This is a genomic window from Klenkia soli (assembly GCF_900103975.1).
GTDB lineage: Bacteria > Actinomycetota > Actinomycetes > Mycobacteriales > Geodermatophilaceae > Klenkia > Klenkia soli.
The window spans coordinates 55,275-76,838 of record NZ_FNIR01000014.1; the positions used below are offsets into that span (position 1 = coordinate 55,275).

The 21,564-nt window shown below is 74.8% G+C and carries 23 protein-coding genes; 7 read left to right on the forward strand and 16 right to left on the reverse strand.

The features are described 5' to 3' along the window. Nucleotides 1-69: 69 nt before the first annotated feature. The 3 genes from BLS67_RS24820 (at nucleotide 70) to BLS67_RS19795 (ending at nucleotide 3,041) form a co-directional block, all read left to right on the forward strand. Entirely contained in the window at nucleotides 70-1,611 is a 1,542-nt protein-coding gene (locus BLS67_RS24820; protein ID WP_091248795.1) for a methyl-accepting chemotaxis protein, read from the forward strand. A gap of 127 nt (nucleotides 1,612-1,738) precedes the next feature. Then, nucleotides 1,739-1,942 (forward strand): hypothetical protein, encoded by a 204-nt coding sequence (locus tag BLS67_RS19790; protein WP_131801799.1) that lies wholly within the window; start codon nucleotides 1,739-1,741, stop codon nucleotides 1,940-1,942. Between the two features lie 67 nt (nucleotides 1,943-2,009). Next, nucleotides 2,010-3,041, forward strand: coding sequence for an iron-containing redox enzyme family protein (locus BLS67_RS19795; RefSeq protein WP_091248799.1), 1,032 nt, complete (start codon nucleotides 2,010-2,012; stop codon nucleotides 3,039-3,041). Here BLS67_RS19795 and BLS67_RS19800 read toward each other — a convergent pair. From BLS67_RS19800 to BLS67_RS19820, 5 genes are all read right to left on the reverse strand, one after another. After that, entirely contained in the window at nucleotides 2,997-3,287 is a 291-nt protein-coding gene (locus BLS67_RS19800) for a CDGSH iron-sulfur domain-containing protein (protein ID WP_091249049.1), read from the reverse strand. The genes BLS67_RS19795 and BLS67_RS19800 overlap by 45 nt on opposite strands. A gap of 39 nt (nucleotides 3,288-3,326) precedes the next feature. Beyond that, on the reverse strand, nucleotides 3,327-6,422 hold the full coding sequence (locus BLS67_RS19805) for a bifunctional [glutamine synthetase] adenylyltransferase/[glutamine synthetase]-adenylyl-L-tyrosine phosphorylase (RefSeq protein WP_091248801.1): 3,096 nt from the start codon (nucleotides 6,420-6,422) through the stop codon (nucleotides 3,327-3,329). A gap of 1 nt (nucleotide 6,423) precedes the next feature. Then, a complete protein-coding gene (locus BLS67_RS19810; protein WP_091248804.1) occupies nucleotides 6,424-7,143 on the reverse strand; it encodes a type 1 glutamine amidotransferase in 720 nt (239 codons plus the stop codon). Nucleotides 7,144-7,153: 10 nt separating this feature from the next. Beyond that, nucleotides 7,154-8,494, reverse strand: coding sequence for a glutamine synthetase family protein (locus tag BLS67_RS19815; protein WP_091248806.1), 1,341 nt, complete (start codon nucleotides 8,492-8,494; stop codon nucleotides 7,154-7,156). Between the two features lie 73 nt (nucleotides 8,495-8,567). Continuing rightward, nucleotides 8,568-9,770 (reverse strand): L,D-transpeptidase, encoded by a 1,203-nt coding sequence (locus BLS67_RS19820; protein ID WP_091248808.1) that lies wholly within the window; start codon nucleotides 9,768-9,770, stop codon nucleotides 8,568-8,570. A gap of 152 nt (nucleotides 9,771-9,922) precedes the next feature. Here BLS67_RS19820 and panB point away from each other — a divergent pair, with 152 nt between their 5' ends. After that, nucleotides 9,923-10,774, forward strand: a complete 852-nt coding sequence (panB, locus tag BLS67_RS19825; RefSeq protein WP_242654217.1) for a 3-methyl-2-oxobutanoate hydroxymethyltransferase — start codon at nucleotides 9,923-9,925, stop codon at nucleotides 10,772-10,774. A 90-nt stretch (nucleotides 10,775-10,864) separates the two neighbouring features. After that, on the forward strand, nucleotides 10,865-11,434 hold the full coding sequence (locus BLS67_RS19830; protein WP_091248812.1) for a hypothetical protein: 570 nt from the start codon (nucleotides 10,865-10,867) through the stop codon (nucleotides 11,432-11,434). A 33-nt stretch (nucleotides 11,435-11,467) separates the two neighbouring features. Here the strand turns inward: BLS67_RS19830 and BLS67_RS24825 are convergent, their stop codons facing one another. From BLS67_RS24825 to BLS67_RS19845, 3 genes are read right to left on the reverse strand one after another with little or no spacing between them, the layout of a single operon-like run. Further along, nucleotides 11,468-11,785 carry a DivIVA domain-containing protein gene (locus BLS67_RS24825; RefSeq protein ID WP_091248814.1) on the reverse strand — a complete coding sequence of 106 codons (318 nt, stop codon included), beginning with the start codon at nucleotides 11,783-11,785 and terminating at the stop codon, nucleotides 11,468-11,470. Beyond that, entirely contained in the window at nucleotides 11,785-12,498 is a 714-nt protein-coding gene (gene npdG, locus BLS67_RS19840; RefSeq protein WP_242654218.1) for an NADPH-dependent F420 reductase, read from the reverse strand. Before npdG ends, BLS67_RS24825 begins: the two co-directional genes overlap by 1 nt. Continuing rightward, on the reverse strand, nucleotides 12,495-12,686 hold the full coding sequence (locus tag BLS67_RS19845; protein WP_091249055.1) for a hypothetical protein: 192 nt from the start codon (nucleotides 12,684-12,686) through the stop codon (nucleotides 12,495-12,497). The genes npdG and BLS67_RS19845 overlap by 4 nt, the downstream gene beginning before the upstream one ends. A 135-nt stretch (nucleotides 12,687-12,821) precedes the next feature. On the opposite strand from BLS67_RS19845, the gene BLS67_RS19850 reads away from it, so the two are divergent. Together BLS67_RS19850 and BLS67_RS19855 are read left to right on the forward strand one after the other, a co-directional pair. After that, nucleotides 12,822-13,943 carry a GGDEF domain-containing protein gene (locus BLS67_RS19850; protein ID WP_242654219.1) on the forward strand — a complete coding sequence of 374 codons (1,122 nt, stop codon included), beginning with the start codon at nucleotides 12,822-12,824 and terminating at the stop codon, nucleotides 13,941-13,943. 23 nt (nucleotides 13,944-13,966) lie between these two features. Continuing rightward, a complete protein-coding gene (locus tag BLS67_RS19855; protein ID WP_091248819.1) occupies nucleotides 13,967-15,226 on the forward strand; it encodes a M24 family metallopeptidase in 1,260 nt (419 codons plus the stop codon). Here the strand turns inward: BLS67_RS19855 and BLS67_RS19860 are convergent. From BLS67_RS19860 to cpaB, 8 genes are read right to left on the reverse strand one after another with little or no spacing between them, the layout of a single operon-like run. After that, nucleotides 15,216-15,641, reverse strand: a complete 426-nt coding sequence (locus tag BLS67_RS19860; protein ID WP_091248823.1) for a ChaB family protein — start codon at nucleotides 15,639-15,641, stop codon at nucleotides 15,216-15,218. The genes BLS67_RS19855 and BLS67_RS19860 overlap by 11 nt on opposite strands. A gap of 10 nt (nucleotides 15,642-15,651) precedes the next feature. Continuing rightward, complete coding sequence (locus BLS67_RS19865; protein WP_242654220.1) at nucleotides 15,652-16,050, reverse strand: acyl-CoA thioesterase; 399 nt, start codon at nucleotides 16,048-16,050, stop codon at nucleotides 15,652-15,654. Nucleotides 16,051-16,054: 4 nt separating this feature from the next. Next, nucleotides 16,055-16,270 carry a hypothetical protein gene (locus BLS67_RS19870; protein ID WP_091248831.1) on the reverse strand — a complete coding sequence of 72 codons (216 nt, stop codon included), beginning with the start codon at nucleotides 16,268-16,270 and terminating at the stop codon, nucleotides 16,055-16,057. A gap of 16 nt (nucleotides 16,271-16,286) precedes the next feature. After that, nucleotides 16,287-17,174, reverse strand: coding sequence for a type II secretion system F family protein (locus BLS67_RS19875; protein ID WP_091248834.1), 888 nt, complete (start codon nucleotides 17,172-17,174; stop codon nucleotides 16,287-16,289). Then, nucleotides 17,174-18,109, reverse strand: a complete 936-nt coding sequence (locus tag BLS67_RS19880) for a type II secretion system F family protein (RefSeq protein ID WP_091248838.1) — start codon at nucleotides 18,107-18,109, stop codon at nucleotides 17,174-17,176. The genes BLS67_RS19875 and BLS67_RS19880 overlap by 1 nt, the downstream gene beginning before the upstream one ends. Beyond that, nucleotides 18,109-19,602: a TadA family conjugal transfer-associated ATPase gene (locus tag BLS67_RS19885; protein ID WP_091248841.1), complete on the reverse strand. Its 1,494-nt coding sequence runs from the start codon at nucleotides 19,600-19,602 to the stop codon at nucleotides 18,109-18,111. The genes BLS67_RS19880 and BLS67_RS19885 overlap by 1 nt, the downstream gene beginning before the upstream one ends. Continuing rightward, nucleotides 19,599-20,789: a CpaE/TadZ family protein gene (locus BLS67_RS19890; protein WP_091248845.1), complete on the reverse strand. Its 1,191-nt coding sequence runs from the start codon at nucleotides 20,787-20,789 to the stop codon at nucleotides 19,599-19,601. The genes BLS67_RS19885 and BLS67_RS19890 overlap by 4 nt, the downstream gene beginning before the upstream one ends. Next, a complete protein-coding gene (gene cpaB / locus BLS67_RS19895; protein WP_091248849.1) occupies nucleotides 20,786-21,529 on the reverse strand; it encodes a Flp pilus assembly protein CpaB in 744 nt (247 codons plus the stop codon). Before cpaB ends, BLS67_RS19890 begins: the two co-directional genes overlap by 4 nt. Nucleotides 21,530-21,564: the final 35 nt, after the last annotated feature.

The window sequence follows — 21,564 nt, forward strand, 5'->3', positions numbered from 1 at the left end:
TCCGGGGTCACGTCACTACGGAACGAGATCTGCCGATAAGGGCCTGCAGTTGATCCCCCGGAGGTCCCGATGCTGCGCCGCCCCCCTGCCCACCCCACCGACAACGGTGACGTCCCGCGTGACGTCGAGGCCCTCGAGCAGGTGATCGAGGTGCTGGACGGCGGGGTCGTCGACGCCCGGGACGCCTTCCGGAGGGCCACCGAGACCTTGGTCCACGAGCTCCGGCTGTCCTACGGCGCGATCTGGGTGCCCGCGGGCGACCGGTTCGTCCTGGCCGGTGAGTACGGGCCGCTCGTGCCGTCGATGGCCGACGCGCCGGGCGCACGCGACGGGGGCCTGCCCCGGACGGTCGGCTTCGGCGGCGTCGCGATCCGCACCGGGCGACCGACCATCATCGACGAGACCAGCGACCGCACCAGCTGCCTGCGGTGGGCCTCGGCCGCCCGCAACGGAGCCACCCAGGGCTGCGTCCTCCCGGTCCTCGAGGACGGCGAGGTCGTCGCCCTCCTGGAGTACTACGGCTCCGCTCCCCTGCCGTTCCTCGGCGGCCGCGCCAGCAAGTGGGAGGCCATCGGCCGGCTGGTCACGCACGCCCGCCGCGCGGCCCTGGCCAGCGCCGCGCTCCAGGAGACGATCGACGACCGGGGCGCGGTGACCACCGTCGTCCAGGAGGTCGGCGCGGCGACCGACGAGCGAGCAGCGCTGCTCGCGGCGCTGGACAACGTGCGGACGGCCTTCGGCTGGGCCTACGGCTCGTACTGGGCGTTGGACCCCGCCACCAACACCCTGCGGTTCGACACGGAGTCCGGTTCCGCCGGCGAGGAGTTCCGCCAGGTCACGCTCAGCGCGAGCTTCGCCGAGGGCGTGGGGCTCTCCGGTCGGGCCTGGCGGGCCCGCGACCTGGTGTTCGTCAGCGACCTCGCCGAGATCACCGACTGCGTCCGCGCGCCCGCCGCCCAGCGGGCCGGCGTCCGGTCCGGGGTCTGCTTCCCGGTCCTCGTGGACGGCGACGTCATCGGCACCATGGACTTCTTCACCACCGCGACCATCGAGCTGTCGGAGTCCCGCGCCTCGGCGCTGCGCAACGTGGCCCAGCTGGTGTCGCAGCGGCTGGACGGGCTGGCCCGCACCGAGCGGGACGGCGACAACGCCCGGGCGCTGTCCGAGACCATCCACCGGCTGCGCGAGGCCGCTGACGACGCCGGCCGGGTGGCCGACTCCGCGGTGTCCCAGGCCCGGTCGATGGCCGGTGAGGTGGACGCGCTCGACGAGGCGTCGGCCGCGGTGGGCGAGGTCATCCGGATCATCAGCCGGATCGCCGACCAGACCAACCTGCTCGCCCTGAACGCCACCATCGAGGCCGCCCGGGCCGGTGAGCTCGGCCGCGGCTTCGCCGTCGTCGCCAACGAGGTCAAGGAGCTGGCCCGCGAGACCGCAGGGGCGACCAAGCGGGTGTCCGAGCACATCACCGGGATGCAGGAGACCACCCGGTCGGTGTCGGCCGGCATCCTGGCGACCGGTGAGGAGATCGCCCGGCTGGGCGACGTCCAGGCCCGGATGAACGACGTCCTGGAGGAGCAGGCCCGCATGGCGGCGGCGTTCGACCGCTGAGCGAGCAGCGGTGGACGGCGCCACCGGGCGCCGTCCACCGCGACGGCGCGACCTGCCTGCTCGGCGGCTGGGGCTCGGCGATGTTCGCCGACGAATCGACATGTCCCCTGCCGATAACTTTGTGTACATGCCCACCTACCAGGAGCGACTCATGACCAGCTCGACGACACGCCGTCCGCGACCCGAGCTCGACGTCCTCCGGGACGACGACGGCTGCGCCTGCGGCCCGCGTTGCACCCTGTCCGGCCCCTGCCTGGAGACCGCCCTGGCCGACGAGCGGTTCGGCCTCTGGATCCGCGAGTCCCGACCGGTCCTGCGCCTCGCCTCCTGACCCCGGCCTCCCGGGGCGATCCGGACCCAGAGGTTCCGGACCCCCTCCCGCCGGGCATGACTGGTCGGTGCATCTGCCGACGCCCCGCGGTCCGCTGTCCACCCTCCTGTTCGCCGACCTGACGACCGGGGGCGACGTCTCACCGGCCACCCTCGCCCTGGCCGACCAGGCCGCGGGCACCCCCGTCCCGCTGGCCGACGACGACCTGCAGATCAGCCTGTACGCCTGCTACGAGCTGCACTACCGCGGCTTCGACGACGTCGACGACCGCTGGGAGTGGGCCCCCTCCCTGCTCGCCCTCCGCGCCGTCCTCGAGGCCCGGTTCGAGGACGCCCTGCACGAGGCGGCGGACCCCTGGGTGCGGTCCTTCACCGCCGAGGGCGACCCGGTCGACCGGCAGCTGGCGGCCATGGTCGCCGCCGACGACGGCCCCTCGATGTCCGAGCACATGGCCAAGCGCGCCGACGAGGCGCAGTGGGCCGAGTTCCTCGCCCTGCGGTCGGTCTACCACCTCAAGGAGGCCGACCCGCACACCTGGGCCATCCCGCGCATCGCCGGCCGCGCCAAGGCCGCCCTGGTCGAGATCCAGGCCGACGAGTACGGCGGCGGCTCGTACCGCCGCATGCACTCGGTGCTCTTCGCCCGGGTCATGCGCGCGTTCGGCCTCGACGACACCCACGGTGCCCACGTCGACGCCGCGCCCGCCGAGCAGCTGGCCACCCTCAACGCGATGAGCTACCTCGGGCTGCACCGCCGGCACCGCGGCGCGGTGGTGGGCCACCTCGCCGCCCTGGAGATGACGTCGACGGTGCCCAGTCGGCGCTACGCGTCGGGCCTGCGGCGACTGGGCAAGGGCGAGGACGCGACCCTGTTCTACGACGAGCACGTCGAGGCCGACGCGGTGCACGAGCAGGTCGCCTCGGTGGACATGTGCGGGTCGCTGGTCGCCGACGACCCGTCGCTGCGGGCCGGGGTCCTCTTCGGGGCCGCCGTGGCCCTGGAGCTGGAGGCCCGGGCCGGCGCGCTGGCCCTGCAGGAGTGGACCGCCGGTCGGTCAGCCCTCCGTCGGACCACCCCGGTCGTCGTCCGCGCCGTCTGACAGCGCGGCGAGCCGGGTGCTGGGCCGCGCGCTGCGGGGCGCGGACGGCGCGGAGAACCCGGCCCGCTTGTGGCTGCCGTCGCAGAACGGCTTCAGGCCGGACTTGCCGCAGCGGCACAGGGCCACGGTGTCCCGGCCCGGGTCGATCTCGACGCCGTCGGCGTCGACGAGCCGGAAGTCACCGCGGACGACGAGCGGGCCGTCGCGGTAGGGCGTGATGGTGGCGGGTTCGCGGTCCTCGGGCACCGGGTCCCGATGCCCGCCGCCGACCAGGCCCAACCGGTCTCAGTCGACGGCGTCCTGGCCGTAGAAGACCCGGTCCACCACCGACCGGGCGTGCCGGGTGGCCCGGCGGTAGTCGTCGACGAACTCCCCCGGGTCGGCGTCGGCCGGGTAACCGCTGGCCCGCGCCACCCCGGCGAGCTCCAGCCCGGGTCGGGGCAGCTGGTCGCCCGGGCGGCCGCGGACCAGGAAGACCGCGTTGCGGGCCCGGCTGGCCCGCTCCCACGCCACCCGGAGGGCCACGGCGTCCGCGGCGTCGAGGAGGCCGGCCGCCTGGAGGCCGACCAGCGCGTCGACGGTCGGGGTGACCTGCAGCGCCGGGTGGTCGTGGGCGTGCTGCAGCTGCAGCAGCTGGACGGTCCACTCGACGTCGGCCAGCCCGCCGCGACCCAGCTTGGTGTGGGTGGCGGGGTCGGCACCGCGGGGCAGCCGCTCGCTCTCCACCCGGGCCTTGATCCGGCGGATCTCGGCGACCTGGGCGTCGGTGAGGCCGTCCGCCGGCCAGCGGAGCGGGTCGACGAGCGCGCAGAACTCCCGGCCCAGCTCGGGGTCGCCGGCGACCGGCTCGGCCCGGAGCAGGGCCTGCACCTCCCAGACCGACACCCAGCGCTCGTAGTACTCGCGGAACGCCGACAGGCTGCGCGACATCGACCCCTGGCGGCCCTCGGGGCGCAGGTTGGCGTCGACCTCGAACGCCGGGTCGGGCGCGGGCTCGGCCAGCAGCCGGCGCAGTGCGTGCGCGATCTGGTTGGCGGCGCCGACCGCCCGGGACTCGTCGGCGCCCGGGCGCACCCGGTGCACGAAGAGGACGTCGGCGTCCGAGCCGTAGCTCATCTCGCGCCCGCCCAGCCGCCCCATGCCGATGACCGCCATGTCGACCGGCACCTGGTCGGCGGGCAGCTTGGCCTCGGCCGCCCAGCTGCGCACCGCGGCGGCCAACCCCGCCTCGAGGGTCGCCACCGCGACGTCGCGCAGCGCCACCCCGACGGCCACGACGTCCAGCAGCCCGAGCAGGTCGGCGCAGGCGATGCGGAGCAGCTCGGTGCGGCGCAGGCCGCGGAGCACCCGCACCCCGTCGGCCGCGTCGCCCGCGCGGGCCACCGACTGCAGCCAGGCCGAGGTCAGCGAGGCCGCCGTGCGCGGCACGAGCTCCTCGTCGCGGGCCAGCAGACGCAGCGCCTCGGGCGTGCGGGTGAGCAGTCCGGCGACGTACTGCGAGGAGCCCAGCAGCTGCGCGAGCCGCTCGGCCACCTGGCCCTCGTCGCGCAGCAGCCGCAGGTACCACTGGTTGCCGCCCATGGCCTCGGACACCTGCCGGTAGGCCAGCAGGCCGGCGTCGGGGTCGGCGCACGAGGCGAGGGTCTGCAGCAGCACGGGCAGCAGGTACCGCTGCATGGACGCCGAGCGGGACACCCCGCCGGTCAGCGCGGCCAGGTGCCGCAGCGCGCCCTCGGGGTCGGCGAAGCCCAGGGCCCGCAGCCAGACGCCGGCGGCCTGCGGGCCGAGGGCCAGCTGCTCGCCGGGGACCCGGGCCACCGCCGACAGCAGCGGTCGGTAGAACAGCTTCTCGTGGATCCGGCGCACCTCGCGGGTGTGCAGCGCGAGCTCGGCACGGAGCACGGCCACGGCGTCCCCGCGGTGGTCGGGCTTGTAGCCCAGCGAGCGGGCCAGCCAGCGCAGCTGCACCTCGTCGGTGGGCAGCAGGTGGGTGCGGCGCAGGCGGAGCAGCTGCAGGCGGTGCTCGACGGTGCGCAGGAACCGGTAGGAGGCCAGCAGCGTGGCGGCGTCCTCCCGGCCCACGTAGCCCCCCGCCGACAGCGCGAGCAGGCCGGGCAGCGTGCCGCCGGTGCGCAGCGTGGTGTCGACCCGGCCGTGCACCAGCTGCAGCAGCTGCACGCTGAACTCGACGTCGCGCAGCCCGCCGCGCCCCAGCTTGAGCTCGCGGCCGGCCTGGGCGGGCGGGATCAGCGACTCGACCCGGCGGCGCATCGCCTGCACCTCGCCGACGAAGCCGGGGCGGTCGCCGGCCTTCCAGACCAGGGGCCAGAGCGCGTCCACGTACTCCCGGCACAGCGCCGGGTCGCCCGCGACGCCGCGCATCTTCAGCAGCGCCTGGAACTCCCAGGTGCTGGCCCACTGCTCGTAGTAGGCGACGTGGCCGGCCAGGGTGCGCACCAGCTGCCCCGCCTTGCCCTCGGGGCGCAGCGCGGCGTCGACCTCCCACGCCGCCTCGTGGCAGACCCGCATGAGGGTGGCGCAGACCTTGGCCGCGGTGGCCGTGGCGGTGGAGTCGTCGGCGCCGTCGAGCGGTTCGGCGACGAAGACGACGTCGACGTCGCTCACGTAGTTGAGCTCGCGGCCCCCGCACTTGCCCAGCCCGATCACCGCGATCCGGCACCGGGTGGCCCCCGGCGGCTGGTCGGCGACCGCGATCGCCAGGCCCGCGACGAGCACCGCGCCGGCCAGGTCGGCGAGCTCGCCGGCCACCTCGTCGGCGGTCAGGTTGTCGCCGAGGTCGCGGCCGGCGACCGAGAGGACCGCCCGCAGGTAGGCCCGGCGCAGGTCGCGCACCCGGGAGACGTCGGAGTCCGGCGCCGGCGTGCCCAGGCCGACGCCCCACGGCGGGTCGTCGGGGTCGGCCCCCACGGCCCGCAGCATCTGCTGCTCCAGGGCCCGCGGGGTCGGCCGGAGCAGACCGTCGTCGCTGTCGAGCACCACCCAGTCCTCGGGGTGGGCGACGAGGTGGTCGTCGAGCCCGGCGCTGGCGCCGAGGACGGCGAGCAGCCGGGCGCGCAGCGGCGCCGAGCCGCGCAGCCGGGCCAGCAGGTGGGCGGCCAGCTCGCCGCCCGGGTCCTCGCGGTCCAGCGCGTCGACCAGCCGGGAGAGGGTGAGCAGGGCAAGGTCGGGGTCACCGGCCCGGGCCAGCGCCGAGACCACCGGCGCGGCCTCGGGGTCGGCCGGCTCGTTGCGGGCGAGGTCCCACAGGCCCAGCTGGGGCGAGGCGAGCAGCCGGGCCGCCTGCTCGCCGTCCTCGAAGCCGAACCGGACCAGCCGGACGACGGCAGGTCGCGGGATCGTGCCCCGGTCGGGTCCGGTCACCTCAGCGGGTGGCCGCGCGCGAGCGGACCAGCTCGGCGAACCGGCCGGCGAACGGCGACCACACCTGCTCGAGGTCCGGGTGGACGGCCTCGGCCTGGGCGCTGACCTCTGCGGCGTCGAGGCCGGTGGCGGCCACCCCGACCGGGTCGTGCTCGGCCCAGGACGCGGTCATCGCCGGGGTGGTCTCGACGTGGAACTGCAGGCCGTAGACCGCCGAGCCCAGCCGGAAGGCCTGGACGTCGCAGACCGGGTTCGCCGCCAGCACGACCGCGCCCTGCGGCAGCCGCTCGACCTCGTCGTGGTGCCAGGCGATGACGTCCGGGGAGAGCGGCAGGCCGGTGAAGACCGGGTCGGTCTCGGCGGCGTCGCGGCGGGCGACCAGGGTGGCGCCCACCTCGGGGCCGTCCGGGCGGACCCGGGTGGACCCGCCGGCGGCCTGGGCCAGCAGCTGGGCGCCCAGGCAGATCGCCAGCGTGGGCACGTCGTCGGCGGTGGCCCGGGCGAGCAGCTCGCGCACCGGCCCGAGCTCGGCGGCGGTGTCGTCCAGCGAGGACTGCGGACCACCCAGCACCAGCAGCCCGTCGTGCGCGGACAGGTCGGCCGGCACCGGGTCGCCGGCGTCGAGGTGCCGCTCGTCGAGCTCCAGCCCGGCCGCCGTCAGCCACTCCCCCAGCCGCGCCGGCGGGTCGGTGTCGGACGGGACGACGACGAGCAGGCGCATGGCCGCAAGGTTAGAGGCCGGGGAGGTAGCGCCTGAGCTCGAAGGGGGTCACGTTCTGCCGGTAGGAGTTGAACTCCTCCCACTTGTTGCGCAGGAAGAACTCGAACACGTGCTCGCCCAGGGTCTCGGCGACCAGCTCGCTGCCCTCCATCGCGGTCAGCGCCTCGCCCAGGCTGACCGGCAGGTCGACGTAGCCGGCGGCGCGGCGCTCGGTGTCGGTGAGCGACCAGACGTCGTCCTCGGCCTCGGGCGGGAGCTCGTAGCCCTCCTCGATGCCCTTGAGCCCGGCGGCCAGCAGCACCGCGAAGGTCAGGTAGGGGTTGCACGCGCTGTCGGGCGACCGGACCTCGACCCGGGCCGAGTTGGCCTTCGACGGCTTGTAGGAGGGCAGCCGCACCAGCGCCGAGCGGTTGGCCTTGCCCCAGGTCGCCGCGGTCGGCGCCTCGGTGCCGGCGAGCAGGCGGCGGTAGGAGTTCACCGTCTGGTTGGTGACGGCGGTGACCTCGCGGGCGTGGGTGAGCAGCCCGGCGATGAACTGCTTGCCGGTGGTCGACAGCCGCATCGGGTCGTTGGCGTCGTGGAAGGCGTTGCGGTCGCCCTCGAACAGCGACAGGTGGGTGTGCATCGCCGAGCCGGCCAGGTCGGTGAACGGCTTGGGCATGAAGGTGGCGTGCACGCCCTGGGCCAGCGCGACCTCCCGGACCACGTGCCGCAGCGTCATGATGTTGTCGGCCATGCTCAGCGCGTCGGCGTAGCGGAGGTCGATCTCCTGCTGGCCGGGCGCGACCTCGTGGTGGCTGAACTCGACCGAGATGCCCATGGCCTCGAGCGCGAAGACGGCCTCGCGGCGGAAGTCGTGGGCCACGTTGTGCGTGGAGAGGTCGAAGTAGCCGCCGGTGTCGGCCGGGGTGGGCGGCGTGCCGTCGTCGGGGAGGTCCTTGAGCAGGAAGAACTCGATCTCGGGGTGGGTGTAGAAGGTGAACCCCATGTCGGCGGCCTTGCCCAGCGCCCGGCGCAGCACGTGCCGCGGGTCGGCCCACGCCGGCGAGCCGTCGGGCAGCGTGATGTCGCAGAACATGCGGGCGGTCTCGCTGGTGCCGCCCTTGGCCGACGGCATCACCTGGAAGGTGCCCGGGTCGGGCTTGGCGAGCATGTCGGACTCGTAGACCCGGGCGAAGCCCTCGATCGCCGAGCCGTCGAACCCGATGCCCTCGGCGAACGCCGCCTCGATCTCGGCCGGGGCCACCGCGACGGCCTTGAGGTAGCCCGAGACGTCGGTGAACCAGAGCCGGACGAACCGGATGTCGCGCTCTTCCAGGGTGCGCAGGACGAACTCCTGCTGGCGGTCCATGCTCGGCATCCTGTCCTCCACGCGTGTCCGGTTCGTTACGACCCGCCCAGAGCCTGCCCGAGCGGGTCGGCGGCTACGCGCCGGGGTGCAGCGCCGAGCCGGCCACCCACTGGTCCCAGCTGACGTTCCAGTCGCCGAAGCCGTCGGTCTCGGCCAGCGTCGCCCCGGCGTTGCTCACCTCGACGACGTCGCCGCGGCCGAAGTTCTCGTAGAACCAGCCCGCGTTCGCCGTCGAGACGTTCAGGCAGCCGTGGGAGACGTTGCGATACCCCTGCTGGCCGACCGACCAGGGCGCCGCGTGCACGAAGATCCCCGAGTTCGACAGCCGGGAGGCGTACTCGACCTCGGAGCGGTAGCCGCCCGGGGCGTCGATCGGGACACCGTAGGTCGAGGAGTCCATCGTGTAGCGCCGGGACTGCTGCATCACCACGTAGGTGCCCGAGGGCGTGGGGGTGGAGTCCTTGCCCAGCGAGGTCGGCATCGTCTGCACCAGCTGGTCGTCGACGTAGAGCCGCAGCACCAGCTCGGTGGCGTCCACCACGCCCACCTTCTTCGGGCCGATGTCGAACTCGACGTGCTTGCCGGCCTGCCCGCTGATGCCGTCGCCGACGTCGACGCCGTAGGTGTCCACATCCACGGCGACGTGGGTGTGCGCCGGCCAGAAGTCCGCCGGGCGGTAGTGCACGGTGCGGTCGGACAGCCACGACCACGAGCCGTCCACGTGCGGCGTCGTCACCACCGACAGGTGGCTCTCGACCGCGGCGCGGTCGGTGATGTCCTCGTCGAAGGTGATCGAGATCGGCTGGCCCACGCCGACGACCGGGGTGTCGGCGTTCGGGAAGACCGTGGGCATGGTGAAGGTGCGCGGGGTGACCGTGGCCACCGTGCCCGTGGTGGTGGACGTCCGCCCCGCGGCGTCGGCGGCCGTGGCCGTCACCGTGTAGGTGGTGCCGAAGTCCAGGTCCGCGGACGCCGTCCAGGTCGTGCCGGTCGCGTCCAGCCCGCCGGGCAGGGCCGTGCCGTCGGCGGCGGTGACCCGGACGACGCCCAGGGAGCCGTGGTCGGCGAGCACCTCCAGCGGGGCCACCGGGTCGACGTCCACCGAACCCAGCGGCGGGTCGGCGGTGACCACCGCGGCCGGGACCGGCGGGGTGGTCGGCGCCGCCGAGGTCGCCGCGGCGTCCGGTGCCGGGTCGCCGTCGACGCCGTTCTGGCACCCGGCCAGCAGCACGACCAGCAGGAGGAACGGGGCGCAGCGGCGGCGGACCACGGACATGGGGACCTCGGGCTCGGGAGCAGGACTGGTGGAGCGGATCCAACCAGTGCCCGGGGCGTGCGGGAACCGTGTCGCGCCGTCCAGGAACGACGACGTCCGGGTCCGCATCTGTCAGGTGTCACCCGCCGGGCCCGCAGGGCAGGATGGACGCCGTGACCACGCCGTCGTCGTCCTCCCCCGAATCCGTGCTCTACGGCGGTGGCTCGCCCACCGCCCGGGTGCGCATTCACCACCTGCAGCAGGCCAAGGCCGCCGGCGACAAGTGGGCCATGCTCACCGCCTACGACACCTACGCGGCGCGGGTGTTCGAGGAGGCCGGCATCCCGGTGCTGCTCGTCGGCGACTCCGCCGGCAACGTGGTGCTGGGCCACTCGTCGACGGTGCCGGTGACGGTCGAGGACCTGCTGCTGTTCACCAAGGCGGTCACCCGGTCGACGTCGCGGGCGCTGATCGTGGCCGACCTGCCCTTCGGCTCGTACGAGGCCTCGCCCGAGCAGGCCTTCGCCACGGCGGTGCGGATGATGAAGGAGGGCGGCGCGCAGGCGGTGAAGCTCGAGGGCGGCGCCCGGGTCGCGCCGCAGGTGCGGCTGCTGGCCGAGAACGGCATCCCGGTGATGGGCCACGTCGGCTTCACCCCGCAGTCCGAGCACGCGCTGGGCGGGTTCCGGGTGCAGGGGCGGGGCGAGGGCGGTGACCAGGTGCTGGCCGATGCCCGCGCCGTGGCCGACGCGGGCGCGTTCGCCGTCGTCCTCGAGATGGTCCCCGCCGACGTCGCCGCCCGGGTCACCGCCGAGCTCGCCGTGCCCACCATCGGCATCGGCGCCGGCGTCGACTGCGACGCCCAGGTGCTGGTGTGGCCGGACATGGCCGGGCTCAACGGCGGCCGGGTGCCGAAGTTCGTCAAGAAGTACGCCGACCTGCGGGGTGAGCTGCTGCGGGCGGCCCAGGAGTACGCCGCCGAGGTCCGCGGAGGTCAGTTCCCCGGCCCGGAGCACAGTTTCTGAACCCGTCCGGGTGAAAAGTGCCGAATTGAACTGAACTGGATCGTCCGTATTGCCGATCTCCGTGGCAACCACCCCCGGAGAGGATCGACCATGAAGTTCGACCGCACTGCTGTGATCGGCGTCGCCTCGGGCGTCGTCTTCCTGGCCGCCGTGATCGGCGGGGTGGCGGCCAACGCCGCCCCCGGCGACCCCGGCACCGCTCCCGCGGCCGAGACGGCGGCGGTCGCGGCGACCGCCCCGACCGCGGCTGCTGCCCCCACCGCTGCGGCGGCCCCCACCGCCGACGTGGGCAACGCCGCACCGGTCGCACCGGTCGCCGGGACCGCTGCCGTCGCCGGCACCGCCCCCACGGCCTCGCCGGCACCCACGGCCGGTCAGGGCACCGTCGGGGTCACCGCCGGGGTCGGCTCCACCGCCGGCCTCGGGGCGACGGCCGGGGTCGGCGCGGCAGCACCCACCGCCACCACCGGCACGATCGGCGTCACCGGCACCGTCGGGGTCGCCGCACCCACCGGCAGCGTCGGTGTCACGGGCACCGTCGGGGTCGCCGCACCCACCGCGGCCGTGGCCGCCATCGCCATGCCGGCGAGCGGGACCTGCCCCACCGGCACCACCGCCGGCATCGGTCTCGGCGGCCTCGCCGTCTGCATCAAGCTCTGACCCCGGTGACCGGCCGCCCACCCGGGCGGCCGGTCACCGGTCCAGCGGAGCGCCGTTCAGCTCGATGCCCGTCGTGCCCCCTGCCCCGGGCATCGACGCGGCCAGCTGGTCCAGGAAGTCGTCCACCGCCGCCTCGGCGTAGCCCCGCTTGCCGATGGGCGGCTTGCGGAACACCACCTGCTGCACGTCTGCGGCGTCCATCCCCGGCGGGTGCCCCGCGGCCAGCGCGTCCAGCGCCGCCGCCGCGCGGTCGAGGAACGCGTCGACCTCATCCGGGGCGTAGCCCCGCTTCCCCCAGCCGGGCTGGCCGAAGGCCACCGCACGCACGTCGTCCCCGGTGAGCCGCGCCATCAGACGCCGGTCACCCGCACGCCGGCGTGCGCCTTGTACCGGCGGTTGACCGACACCAGGTTGATGGTGAGCGCCTCGACCTGGCGGGCGTTGCGCAGCCGGCCGGCATAGACCCCGCGCAGCCCCGGCAGCTGGCCGGCCAGCGCCTGCACCAGGTCCATCGCGGCCCGGTCGTCGCCCACCACCAGCACGTCGCCGTCCAGCGTGGGCTGCGAGAGGTCCTCGAGGGTCACCGCGGACAGGTGGTGGAACGCGCCGACCACCCAGCTGTCGGGGAGCAGCGCGGCGGCCTGCTGCGCGACGCTGCCCTCCTCGACGTCCAGCACGTACGCGCCCAGCTCGTCCCAGCCCATCGGCACGACGCAGTCGACGACGACCTTGCCGGCCAGCGCCGGTGCCAGCTCGGCCAGCAGCTCGGCGTGCCCGGCGAAGGGGACGGCGACGACGACCAGGTCGGCCGCACCGGCGACGTCGGCGTTCGAGCCGCCCTGCACCGAGACCTCCTCGCCGCCGGCCGCGGCGGTCGCCCGGGCAGCCACGGCGGCGGCGACCTCACCGGCCCGGTCGGCGTCCCGGGAACCCAGCAGCACCCGCTGCCCGGCCGCCGCCCAGCGGACGGCCAGCCCGCGCCCCTGCGGCCCGGTGCCGCCGAGGATCCCGACCACGAGCTCGCCCACCGGCCGGCCCCCGGCCGGCGCACCGCTCTCGCTCACGTGCGGTCGCCCTGCTCCCACGCCCGGTCCGCGGCGTCGGCCTGCTCGTTGCGCTCGGCCACCTTGTCCAGCGCGGCGGCCGCCTCCTCCTGGGTGGCGAAGGGGCCCAGGCGATGGCGCTCGGCACACCCGTCGGGTCCTTCCACGGTGTGGTGCTTGAGGCAGAAGAACCACGGTCCCTGGCTCATGTCGGCGTCCTCCTCGTCGTGGCGTGCAGGCGTGCGCACGACAGCCTGGCACCCCGGACCGACGGTCGCCCGCCGACCGACCACGGCGGGACGGCGACCGGCCACGGATGGTCCGTCGTGCGGCACACTTCCGGGGTGCCCGCGGACCGGAGTGCCCCGACCGACGCTGCCGGGGGTCCGCCGGCGGCCACCGACGAGGTCGTCGGCGGGGTGGTCGCCGCCCGGGTGCTCGCCGTGCTCATCACCGTCGGGGCCGGCCTGGGCTCGCTGAACCTGCTGGTCGACGGGGTCCTGCGCCCGGGCGCGCCGCGCGGTGTGTACGCCGGCACCATGCTGCTGCTGGTGGCGCTGGCCGTGCTGCTGCTGGTCACCCGGCGGATCAGCCTGCCGGCCATCGCCGGCCTGGTGGCCGTCGGCGACCTGGTCTACGTGGTGGTCGCGCTGTCGATCACCGACCCGATGCTCTACTCGCCGCCGCTGATGATGCTGTTCGCGGCCTTCACCGCGGCGTGGTTCCTCGACGGCTGGATGCTGGGCCTGCACATGCTGGCGGTGCCGGTGGCCTGCTGGATCGCCCTCATGGGCAGCTTCGAGGACCCCGCGGCCCTCGGCGTCCAGGTCGTGGTGCAGTCCGTCGTCCTGGACGTCGCGTCGGCCGGGGTGTACGTGCTGCGTCGCCGGGTGCAGCGGCTGCTGGCGGCCACCGAGCGGCTGTCGTCCACCGACCCCCTCACCGGCCTGGCCAACCGCCGGTCCATGACGGCCGCCGCCGAGCGGCTGTGGCGCCAGGCCCAGCGCGAGGGCGGGTCCGTGGCGGCCTTCCTGCTCGACCTCGACCGGTTCAAGCAGCTCAACGACGAGCACGGGCACGCCGCCGGCGACGCCGTCCTGCTGGCGGTCGCCGGGTCGTTGGCCCGCACCGTGCGCCCCACCGACGTGCTGGCCCGCACGGGCGGCGAGGAGCTGGTCGTGCTCGGCCTGGTCGACGACCACCACGACGCCCGGCAGCTCGGCGAGCGGTTGCGCACCGCCGTGCACCAGGCCGGCCACCAGCGGCACGCGGTGACCGCCTCGGTCGGGGTCGCCCTGACGTCCCCGGTCCTCGGCGAGAACCCGCAGGACGCCGTCTGGCGGCTGATCGACCGGGCCGACCTGGCCATGTACGCCGCCAAGGAGGGGGGCCGCGACCGGGTCGAGGTCGCCGTCCCCGTCGTCCCGCGACCTCGCGTGGGCGGCACCCCCGCGGGCGCCGGCTGACCCGGGCTGGTCTGATCGGGGGCATGACGACCACCGTGCCCCTCCCGCTGCGCGAGCAGGCCGCCGTGCGGGACCACTGGCTGGACCGTCGCATCGACGACCTGCTGCCGGGGTTCATGGACGAGGCCGGCATCGACCTCTGGGTGGTCGTCGGCCGGGAGTACCACGAGGACCCGGTGCTGCCCACGATGCTGCCGGCGACCTGGCTGTCGGCCCGGCGCCGCACGGTGCTGCTGCTGCAGCGCACGGCCGAGGGCGTCCTCCCCCAGGCCGTAGCCCGGTACCCGGTGGGTCGTTTCGCCCAGGCCTGGCAGCCCGAGGACGACGACCCGGCCGCTGCGCAGGAGGCCGCGCAGTGGGCCGCCGTGCGGCGAGCCGTCGACCGCGCGCAGCCGCGGCGGATCGGCGTCGACGTGTCCGCGACGTTCGCCCACGCCGACGGGCTGGCGCACACCGACCACGGGGCCCTGCTGGCCGCGCTCGGCCCCTGGGCGGACCGGGTGGTGCCCGCCGAGCAACTCGCGGTGCGCTGGCTGGAGACCCGGCTGCCCGAGGAGATCGCGGCGCAGGACGCGATGAACGGCCTGGTGCACCGGGTGGTCGACGAGGCCTACTCCCCCGCCGTGATCACCCCGGGCAGCACCACGGCCCTCGACGTCGCGTGGTGGATCCGGCAGCGTTTCCACGACCTCGGCGTCGACCCGTGGTTCCAGCCCACCGTCGGCCTGCAGCGCGCCGGCACCCCCTTCGGCGGGGTCCCCGACGACGCCGTGGTCGAGCCCGGCGACCTGGTGCACTGCGACGTCGGGCTGCGCACGCTCGGCCTGACCACCGACACCCAGCGCAACGCCTACGTGCTGCGCCCGGGCGAGACGGCTCCGCCGGCCGGGCTGGTGGCGGCCCTGGCGACCGGGAACCGCATGCAGGACCTGGTGACCGCGGCGATGGTGCCCGGCCGCACCGGGAACGAGGTGCTGGCCGCCGCCCGGGCCGGCGCGGCCGCCGAGGGCATCGACGGCGACGTGTACTCCCACCCCGTCGGCAACCACGGGCACGGGGCCGGCCCGGCGATCGGCATGTGGGACGCGCAGGACGGCGTCCCCGGCACCGGTGACGCGGTGGTGCGCACCGACACGGTGTGGGCCCTCGAGCTGTGCGTGCGGGTGCCGGTGGCCGAGTGGGGCGGCCAGGTGGTGCGCATGGCGCTGGAGCAGGGCATCGCGCTGACCGCCGACGGCGTCTCCTACCTGGCCGGCCGGCAGACCACCCTGATCACGATCTAGCCTCGCGCGTCGCCCGGTCGTTGGCCTTCTCGAGGGCCTCGACCAGTTCGTCCTTGGTCATGGTCGAGCGGCCCTCGACGTCGAGCTGCTGGGCGCGCTCGTAGAGGTGGGCCTTGCTGGCGTTCGCGTCGACGCCGCCGGCGGTGCCCAGGTCGGTGTCCCGGTCCCCTTGCGCCGACTGCTCGTCGGAGGGCCCCTTCTCCTCCTTGGGCTCCCAGTGGTCGCCGACCTTCTCGTGGGTGTGCTTGACCGCCGACCAGGCCACCCGGGCCGCGGCCTGCTCGTCGCCGTCGTAGGTGTCCAGCGCGCTGTCGTGGGCCTGGGCGAAGGTGTCCTTGGCCTTCTCGTCGGACCGCTGCAGCGTGCTGGGCAGCTCGTCCTCGATGGGCGTCCCGCTCTTCGTGGTCTTCGGCATGGCGCGGCTCCTACCCGGCCGGCTCCTCGAGGAACGTCGTCCACCAGGCCCGCTCGGCGTCGGTCAGCGGCCGCGACGCGTCGCCGTCGACAACCACGAGCACCGCGACGACCGAGATGGCCACGGCGCCGTCCTGGTGCAGGTCCTGCCGGGTGGTGATCGAGCTGCGGCCCAGCCGGGTCACCCAGCTCTCGACCCGCACCTGCTCACCGGGCCGGTAGAACAGCTGGCGCCGGTAGTCGACCTCGAGCCGGGCCAGGATCACCGGCGGGGCCGCCCCGCCGTCCCCGGCCTCGGACGCCATCGTCAGCCGGGCGTCCTCGAGCAGGCTCAGCGCCCGGGCGTGGTTGACGTGGCCGTAGACGTCGGGGTCGGACCACCGCAGCTGGACGGCGTGCTGGTGCCGCACCCGCTCAGACGGTCTGGTCGGAGGTGCGGTGGCCGCCCTCGTCGGCATCCGGGTGCAGGGTGCGCTCCTCGGACTCGGCGAGGATGGCCGCGGCCTGGGCCTCGGGGTCCGCGCTGCCGCCGGCGGCGTCCTCCTCCGGCAGCAGCTCGGCGCGGGTCTCGACGTTGTGGTCGGTGACGTTGTCGCGCGCCTCGGGGCTGGGGTCCTGGGTGGAGGTCATGCCCCCAACCTAGGAGTCAGCCCATCAGGTCGCCCAGGTTCATGAAGGCCGGACCCAGCACGACGACCAGCAGCGCGGGCAGGATGCAGACCATGAGCGGGAAGGAGACCTTCACGGGGACCTTCATCGCCCGCTCCTCCGCCCGCTGCCGCCGCTTCATGCGCATCTCGGCCGCCTGCACGCGCAGCACGTCCGCCATGGCGATGCCGTAGCTGTCGGCCTGGTTGACCGCCGCGACGAACCGACGGAGGTCGTCGATCTTGGCGCGGGCGACCAGGGCCTCGTAGGCGGCCCGCCGCGGCCGACCGACGTTGATGTCGGCGAGGGTGCGCCTGAACTCCTCGGCCAGCACCCCCGTGCCGTGGTTGGCGACCCAGGCGAGGGCGGCCTCGAAGCCGAGGCCGGCCTCGACGGCGATGGTCATCTCGTCCAGGACGTCGGGCAGCTCCTGGGTCAGCTTCGCCTGCCGCTCCTTGCCGCGTCCGTCGAGGATCGCGTCGGGCAGCCAGTAGGAGCCCACGGTGGCCGCCAGGCCCAGCAGCACGACCAGCGGGCCGGGGTAGGCGTCCACCACGGCGAGGGCGAGCAGCCCCACGACGACCACGAGGAGCGGCTTGGCCGCGAGCACCCGGGTCATCGTCATGCCGGCCGGGTAGCCGGCCGCCTGCAGGAGGCGGCGGGCCCGGCGGGCCTCCCGCTCCGGGGTGATGGTGCGGAGGAACGCCGTCGCGCCGTTGCCCCGCGACTCCAGGGACCCACCGGTCGGGGTGCTCGTGCTCAACCCGCGGGTGAGGTTGCGGTGAGCGATCGCCAGCGGGCGACGCGAGGTCCCGGCGAGCAGGTACACCGCCGCCGCGAACGGCAGCGCGACGGCGAACGAGGCACCGAGGAGCAGGGGGGACATCAGAACCTCAGCTTCACGATCGAGCGGAGCCAGAAGGCGCCGACGGCCATCAACCCCAGGGCGACGAGCAGGAGCAACCAGCCGGTCCCGGTGCTGAACAGGGGGGTCAGGTAGGCGGGCGCGCTGAGCGACATGAGCAGCACGACGCCGAACGGCAGGGCCAGCAGCACGATGCCCGAGGTGCGGCCCTCCGCGGAGAGCGCGCGCGCCTGGCGGAACAGCTGGGCGCGGTCGCGGAGGGTCTCCCCCACGCGGTCGAGGACCTCGGCGAGGTTGCCGCCGACCTCGCGGTGCACCCCGATGGCCTGCACCAGCCAGCGGAAGTCGTCGCTGCCGGTGCGCTCGGCGACCTCGGCCAGCGCCTCGGTCACGTCCCGGCCGACCCGCACCTCGTTGACCACCCGGGAGAACTCCTCGGACATCGGTGCCGGGGTGTCCTTGGACACCGCGTCGATGGCGCGGAGCAGGCTCAGCCCCGCGCGCAGGCTGCTGGCCATGAGCTGGAGGGCGTCGTCCAGCTGCTCGGCGAAGGCCTTGCGCCGGCGGCCGGCCCGCACGGACAGGAAGCCCCACGCACCGATCGGCACACCGACCAGGAGCAGGGCGGCCAGCGCCGGACCGCCCAGCACGCCACCGAGCAGCAGCCCGGTCAGCGACCCGACGGCCACGACGACCAGCAGGTCGGCCGCGGCGATGCCGAGGCCCGCCAGCTCGATCGCGGCGCCCAACCGGCTCTGCGGGTCGAGGCGGCGGAGCAGCCGTTCGGCGACGGCGACGGTCTCGTCGGCCGTCGTCGGCTTGCGCGTGGACGTGGCCTCCCCGCCGACCTGCAGCCGGGTGATGTCCACCCGGGGCGGGCGGGTCAGCAGGACGCCGACGCCGACGGCCAGGGCGAGGGCCAGCGCGGCGACGGCTCCCCAGACGGCGGCGGGCATCAGGCGCGCCCAGCCGTGAGCGGACGACGTCCGGGGGCGGTCGGCGGTGCGGCGAACACCCGCGACGAGACCGAGACGCCGAGATCGGCGAAGCGGTCGACGAAGCGCGGGCGCACCCCGGTGGGCACGGCCTTGCCGAGAAGCCGGCCGTTGAGGTCGGCCCCCGCGGAGTGGTCGAAGAGGAACGCGTCCTGGAGGGTGACGGTGTCGCCCTCCATGCCCTGCACCTCGGTGACGTGGGTGATCCGGCGCGTGCCGTCCCGGAGCCGGGAGATCTGCACCACCAGGTCGACCGCCGACGTGACCTGCTCGCGGACGGCCCGCAGGGGCAGGTCCATGCCGGCCATGAGCACGAGGGTCTCGAGCCGGGCGATGGCGTCGCGCGGGGTGTTGGCGTGCACCGTGGACAGCGAGCCGTCGTGGCCGGTGTTCATCGCCTGCAGCATGTCCAGGCTCTCGCCGCCGCGGACCTCCCCGACCACGATGCGGTCCGGGCGCATGCGGAGCGAGTTGCGCACCAGCTCGCGGATGGAGATCTCGCCCCGCCCCTCGATGTTCCGGGGCCGGGACTCCAACCGGACGACGTGCTCCTGCTGCAGCTGCAGCTCGACGGCGTCCTCGATGGTGATGATCCGCTCGGACTCCGGGATGAAGGAGGACAGCACGTTGAGCAACGTGGTCTTCCCGGTGCCGGTGCCCCCGGAGACGATGATGTTCAGCCGTGCCTCCACGCAGGCGCGCAGCAGCTCGGCCATCTCCGGGCTCAGCGTCCCGTAGGAGATGAGGTCGCCGATGCCCAGCGGGGTGCGGGCGAACTTGCGGATGGTCAGCGACGACCCGCCGAAGGCCAGCGGCGGGATGATCGCGTTGACGCGCGAGCCGTCCGCGAGCCGGGCGTCCACCATCGGCGAGGACTCGTCGATGCGGCGGCCGACCCGGGAGACGATGCGCTCGATGACGCGGCGCAGGTGCTCCTCCGAGGTGAAGGTGGAGGCGGTGCGCACCAGCCGGCCGTTGCGCTCGACGTAGACCGACTCCGGCCCGTTGACCATGATCTCGCTGACGTCGGGGTTGTCCAGGTGCGGCTGCAGCGGCCCGTAGCCCAGCACCTCGTCGGTGACCTCGGTGATCAACCGGCGGCGGTCGGCGTCCGAGAGCGGCGTGGGGTCGTTGGCGACCACGCGCTGCAGCTCGGAGTTGACCAACCGGTGCAGCTGGTCCTCGGGGACCTCGGAGCTCGACAGCTTGCTGCCGAGCCGGTCGAACAGGGCCTGGGTGGCCCTGGCCCGCAGCTGCGCCAGACCGTCGCCCAGGATGACCGGGGCCTCGGGCTGCGCGTGCCGGCTCAGCGGGTCGACCTCGACCGGCGCGTGGGAGGCCCGGGCCGAGAGCGAGACGTGCTCCTCCGCGGGTGCGGTGCGGGCGGCCCGGACCGGGTCGGGGCCGAAGGCCTCGTCGCCGCGGGCCGTGGCCAGCCGCTCGCCGAGCCTCATCGGGCACCGCTCCGGAGCCGGCCGAGGACACCGCGGGGAGCGGCGGCCGGCTCGGGCAGGAAGCGGTCGACCAGCGACTGCAGCCCACGCACGACCTGGTCGCGGCCGCCGCCGGACAGCAGCATCGGCACCCCGGTGTTGGTGGACAGCGGGACGGCCGAGCTGCGCGGCAGGACGACGTCCAGGGGGAAGCCCAGGGTGGACTCGACGTCGGCCAGGCTGAGCCCGCCGGAGGTGTCCGAGCCGTTGAGCAGGAGGTGGCGCCCCTTCGGCACCAGGTTCAGCTCCGTCAGGACGTCGAGCTCCTTGCGCATGCCGCGGACGCCGGGGACGTCCATGCTGCTCATGAGCACCAGGTCGGTGGCCCGCTCCAGGGTGGTCAGCGTGTGGTCGGACAGACCGGGGGCGGTGTCCACCACGACGTAGCGGAACTCCTGCCGCAGGGTGTCGACCAGGCGGGCGACCTGCTGCGCGGTGACGGCGTCGCCGGCGGCCGGCGACTCGCTGCCCGCGACGACGTAGAGACCGCTCTCGTGCCGGCTGAGGAAGCTCTTGAGCACCAGCGGGTCGGTCGACGCCGCGCCGTGCACGGTGTCGGGGAGCGTGTACTCGGGGACCAGAGCCAGGGCGCTGGCGACATCGCCGAACTGCACGTCCAGGTCGACCAGCACGGTGGACCCGGTGCCCGAGCGGGCGAGCCCGACGGCCAGGTTGGTGGACACGGTGGTCTTGCCGACCCCGCCCTTGGCCGAGCCCACCACGACGACGCGGTGGCCGCGGTCGCCGGTGGTCTCCCGGAGGGCCTCGCGGCGGGCCTCGGCCCACTCGGCCCCGCGGGCCACGACGCCGTCCACGTGGTCCTGGTGCGCGTCGGAGGTCAGCAGGTCGCGGACGCCCGCGTGCATGGCCCGCATCCACAGGTCCGGGTCGGTCGAGCTGGTCGCCATGACGATGCACGTCGGGGCGGCCAGCACGTCCGCGCGGGTGGCCAGGGCCAGCGCGCGCTCCTCGGGGACGTCGGGCCCCAGGACGGTCACGCCGGGCGAGCCGGCCTCGGCGACGCGGGCGAACAGGCCGCCGTCCGCGTCCAGCGCCTCCACACCGAGGGCGACGACGTCGCCGTCGCAGGCCAGCGCGAAGCGTGCGACGAGCTCGGCTCCGACGCCGACGGTCAGGACGGTGCTCACGAGTTGCCTCCGGAGGACGAGGTGGTGGTGGACGAGGAGTCGGACGAGGAGTCGCCCCCGGCCAGCCCGCTGATGTCGCTGGAGTAGCGCGACGCGGCAGCGGTGCCCGCCGCCTGCAGCGAGAGGTAGACGGTGCCCTTGGACTGCGCCGCCTGGACGACGGTGGACGCCTCGGGGCTCAGGGCGAGGGTGATCGTGTAGATGCCGTCGGGGTCGCTCGGGCTGGCAACCCGGGTCACCAGGACGCCGTCGAGCTGGAACGAGACCTCGGGACCGTCGTTGATCGTGTCGGCAGTGCCGAAGACCCCGACCAGGTCGCCGGGGGCGAGGGCTCCGCCGACCGAGCGCTGGCGGTCGAGGGTCACGCTGATCTCCTCGGTGCCCGCCGGGGCGGGGACCGACCCGTCGGCGCGGGCCGCGGTCGGGTCCCCGAAGCGGCCGCTCTGCACCATGTCGCCGGGCAGGAGGTCGGTGGTGGTGACCAGACCGGTCACGCTGGCCAGGTCGCTCAGGGTGCCCGAGGTGACCAGACGGGCCGGCACCTGCTGCAGGGAGACCGCGGTCCCCAGGTCGGCGACCGGGGTGCCGGCCGGCACCTCGGAGGCCACGACGAGGACGGGGGTGAGCTGCTCGGCGGACTGGGCGCGGGCGTCGGCGCCGCGGACGTAGCCGAGGATCACCCACGCACCCGCGGCGGCGACGAGCACGGCCACGACGGCGGCCACGAGACGGCGGTTCATGGAGTCCTTCTCCTTCGATGGGTGGGGTGGGTGAT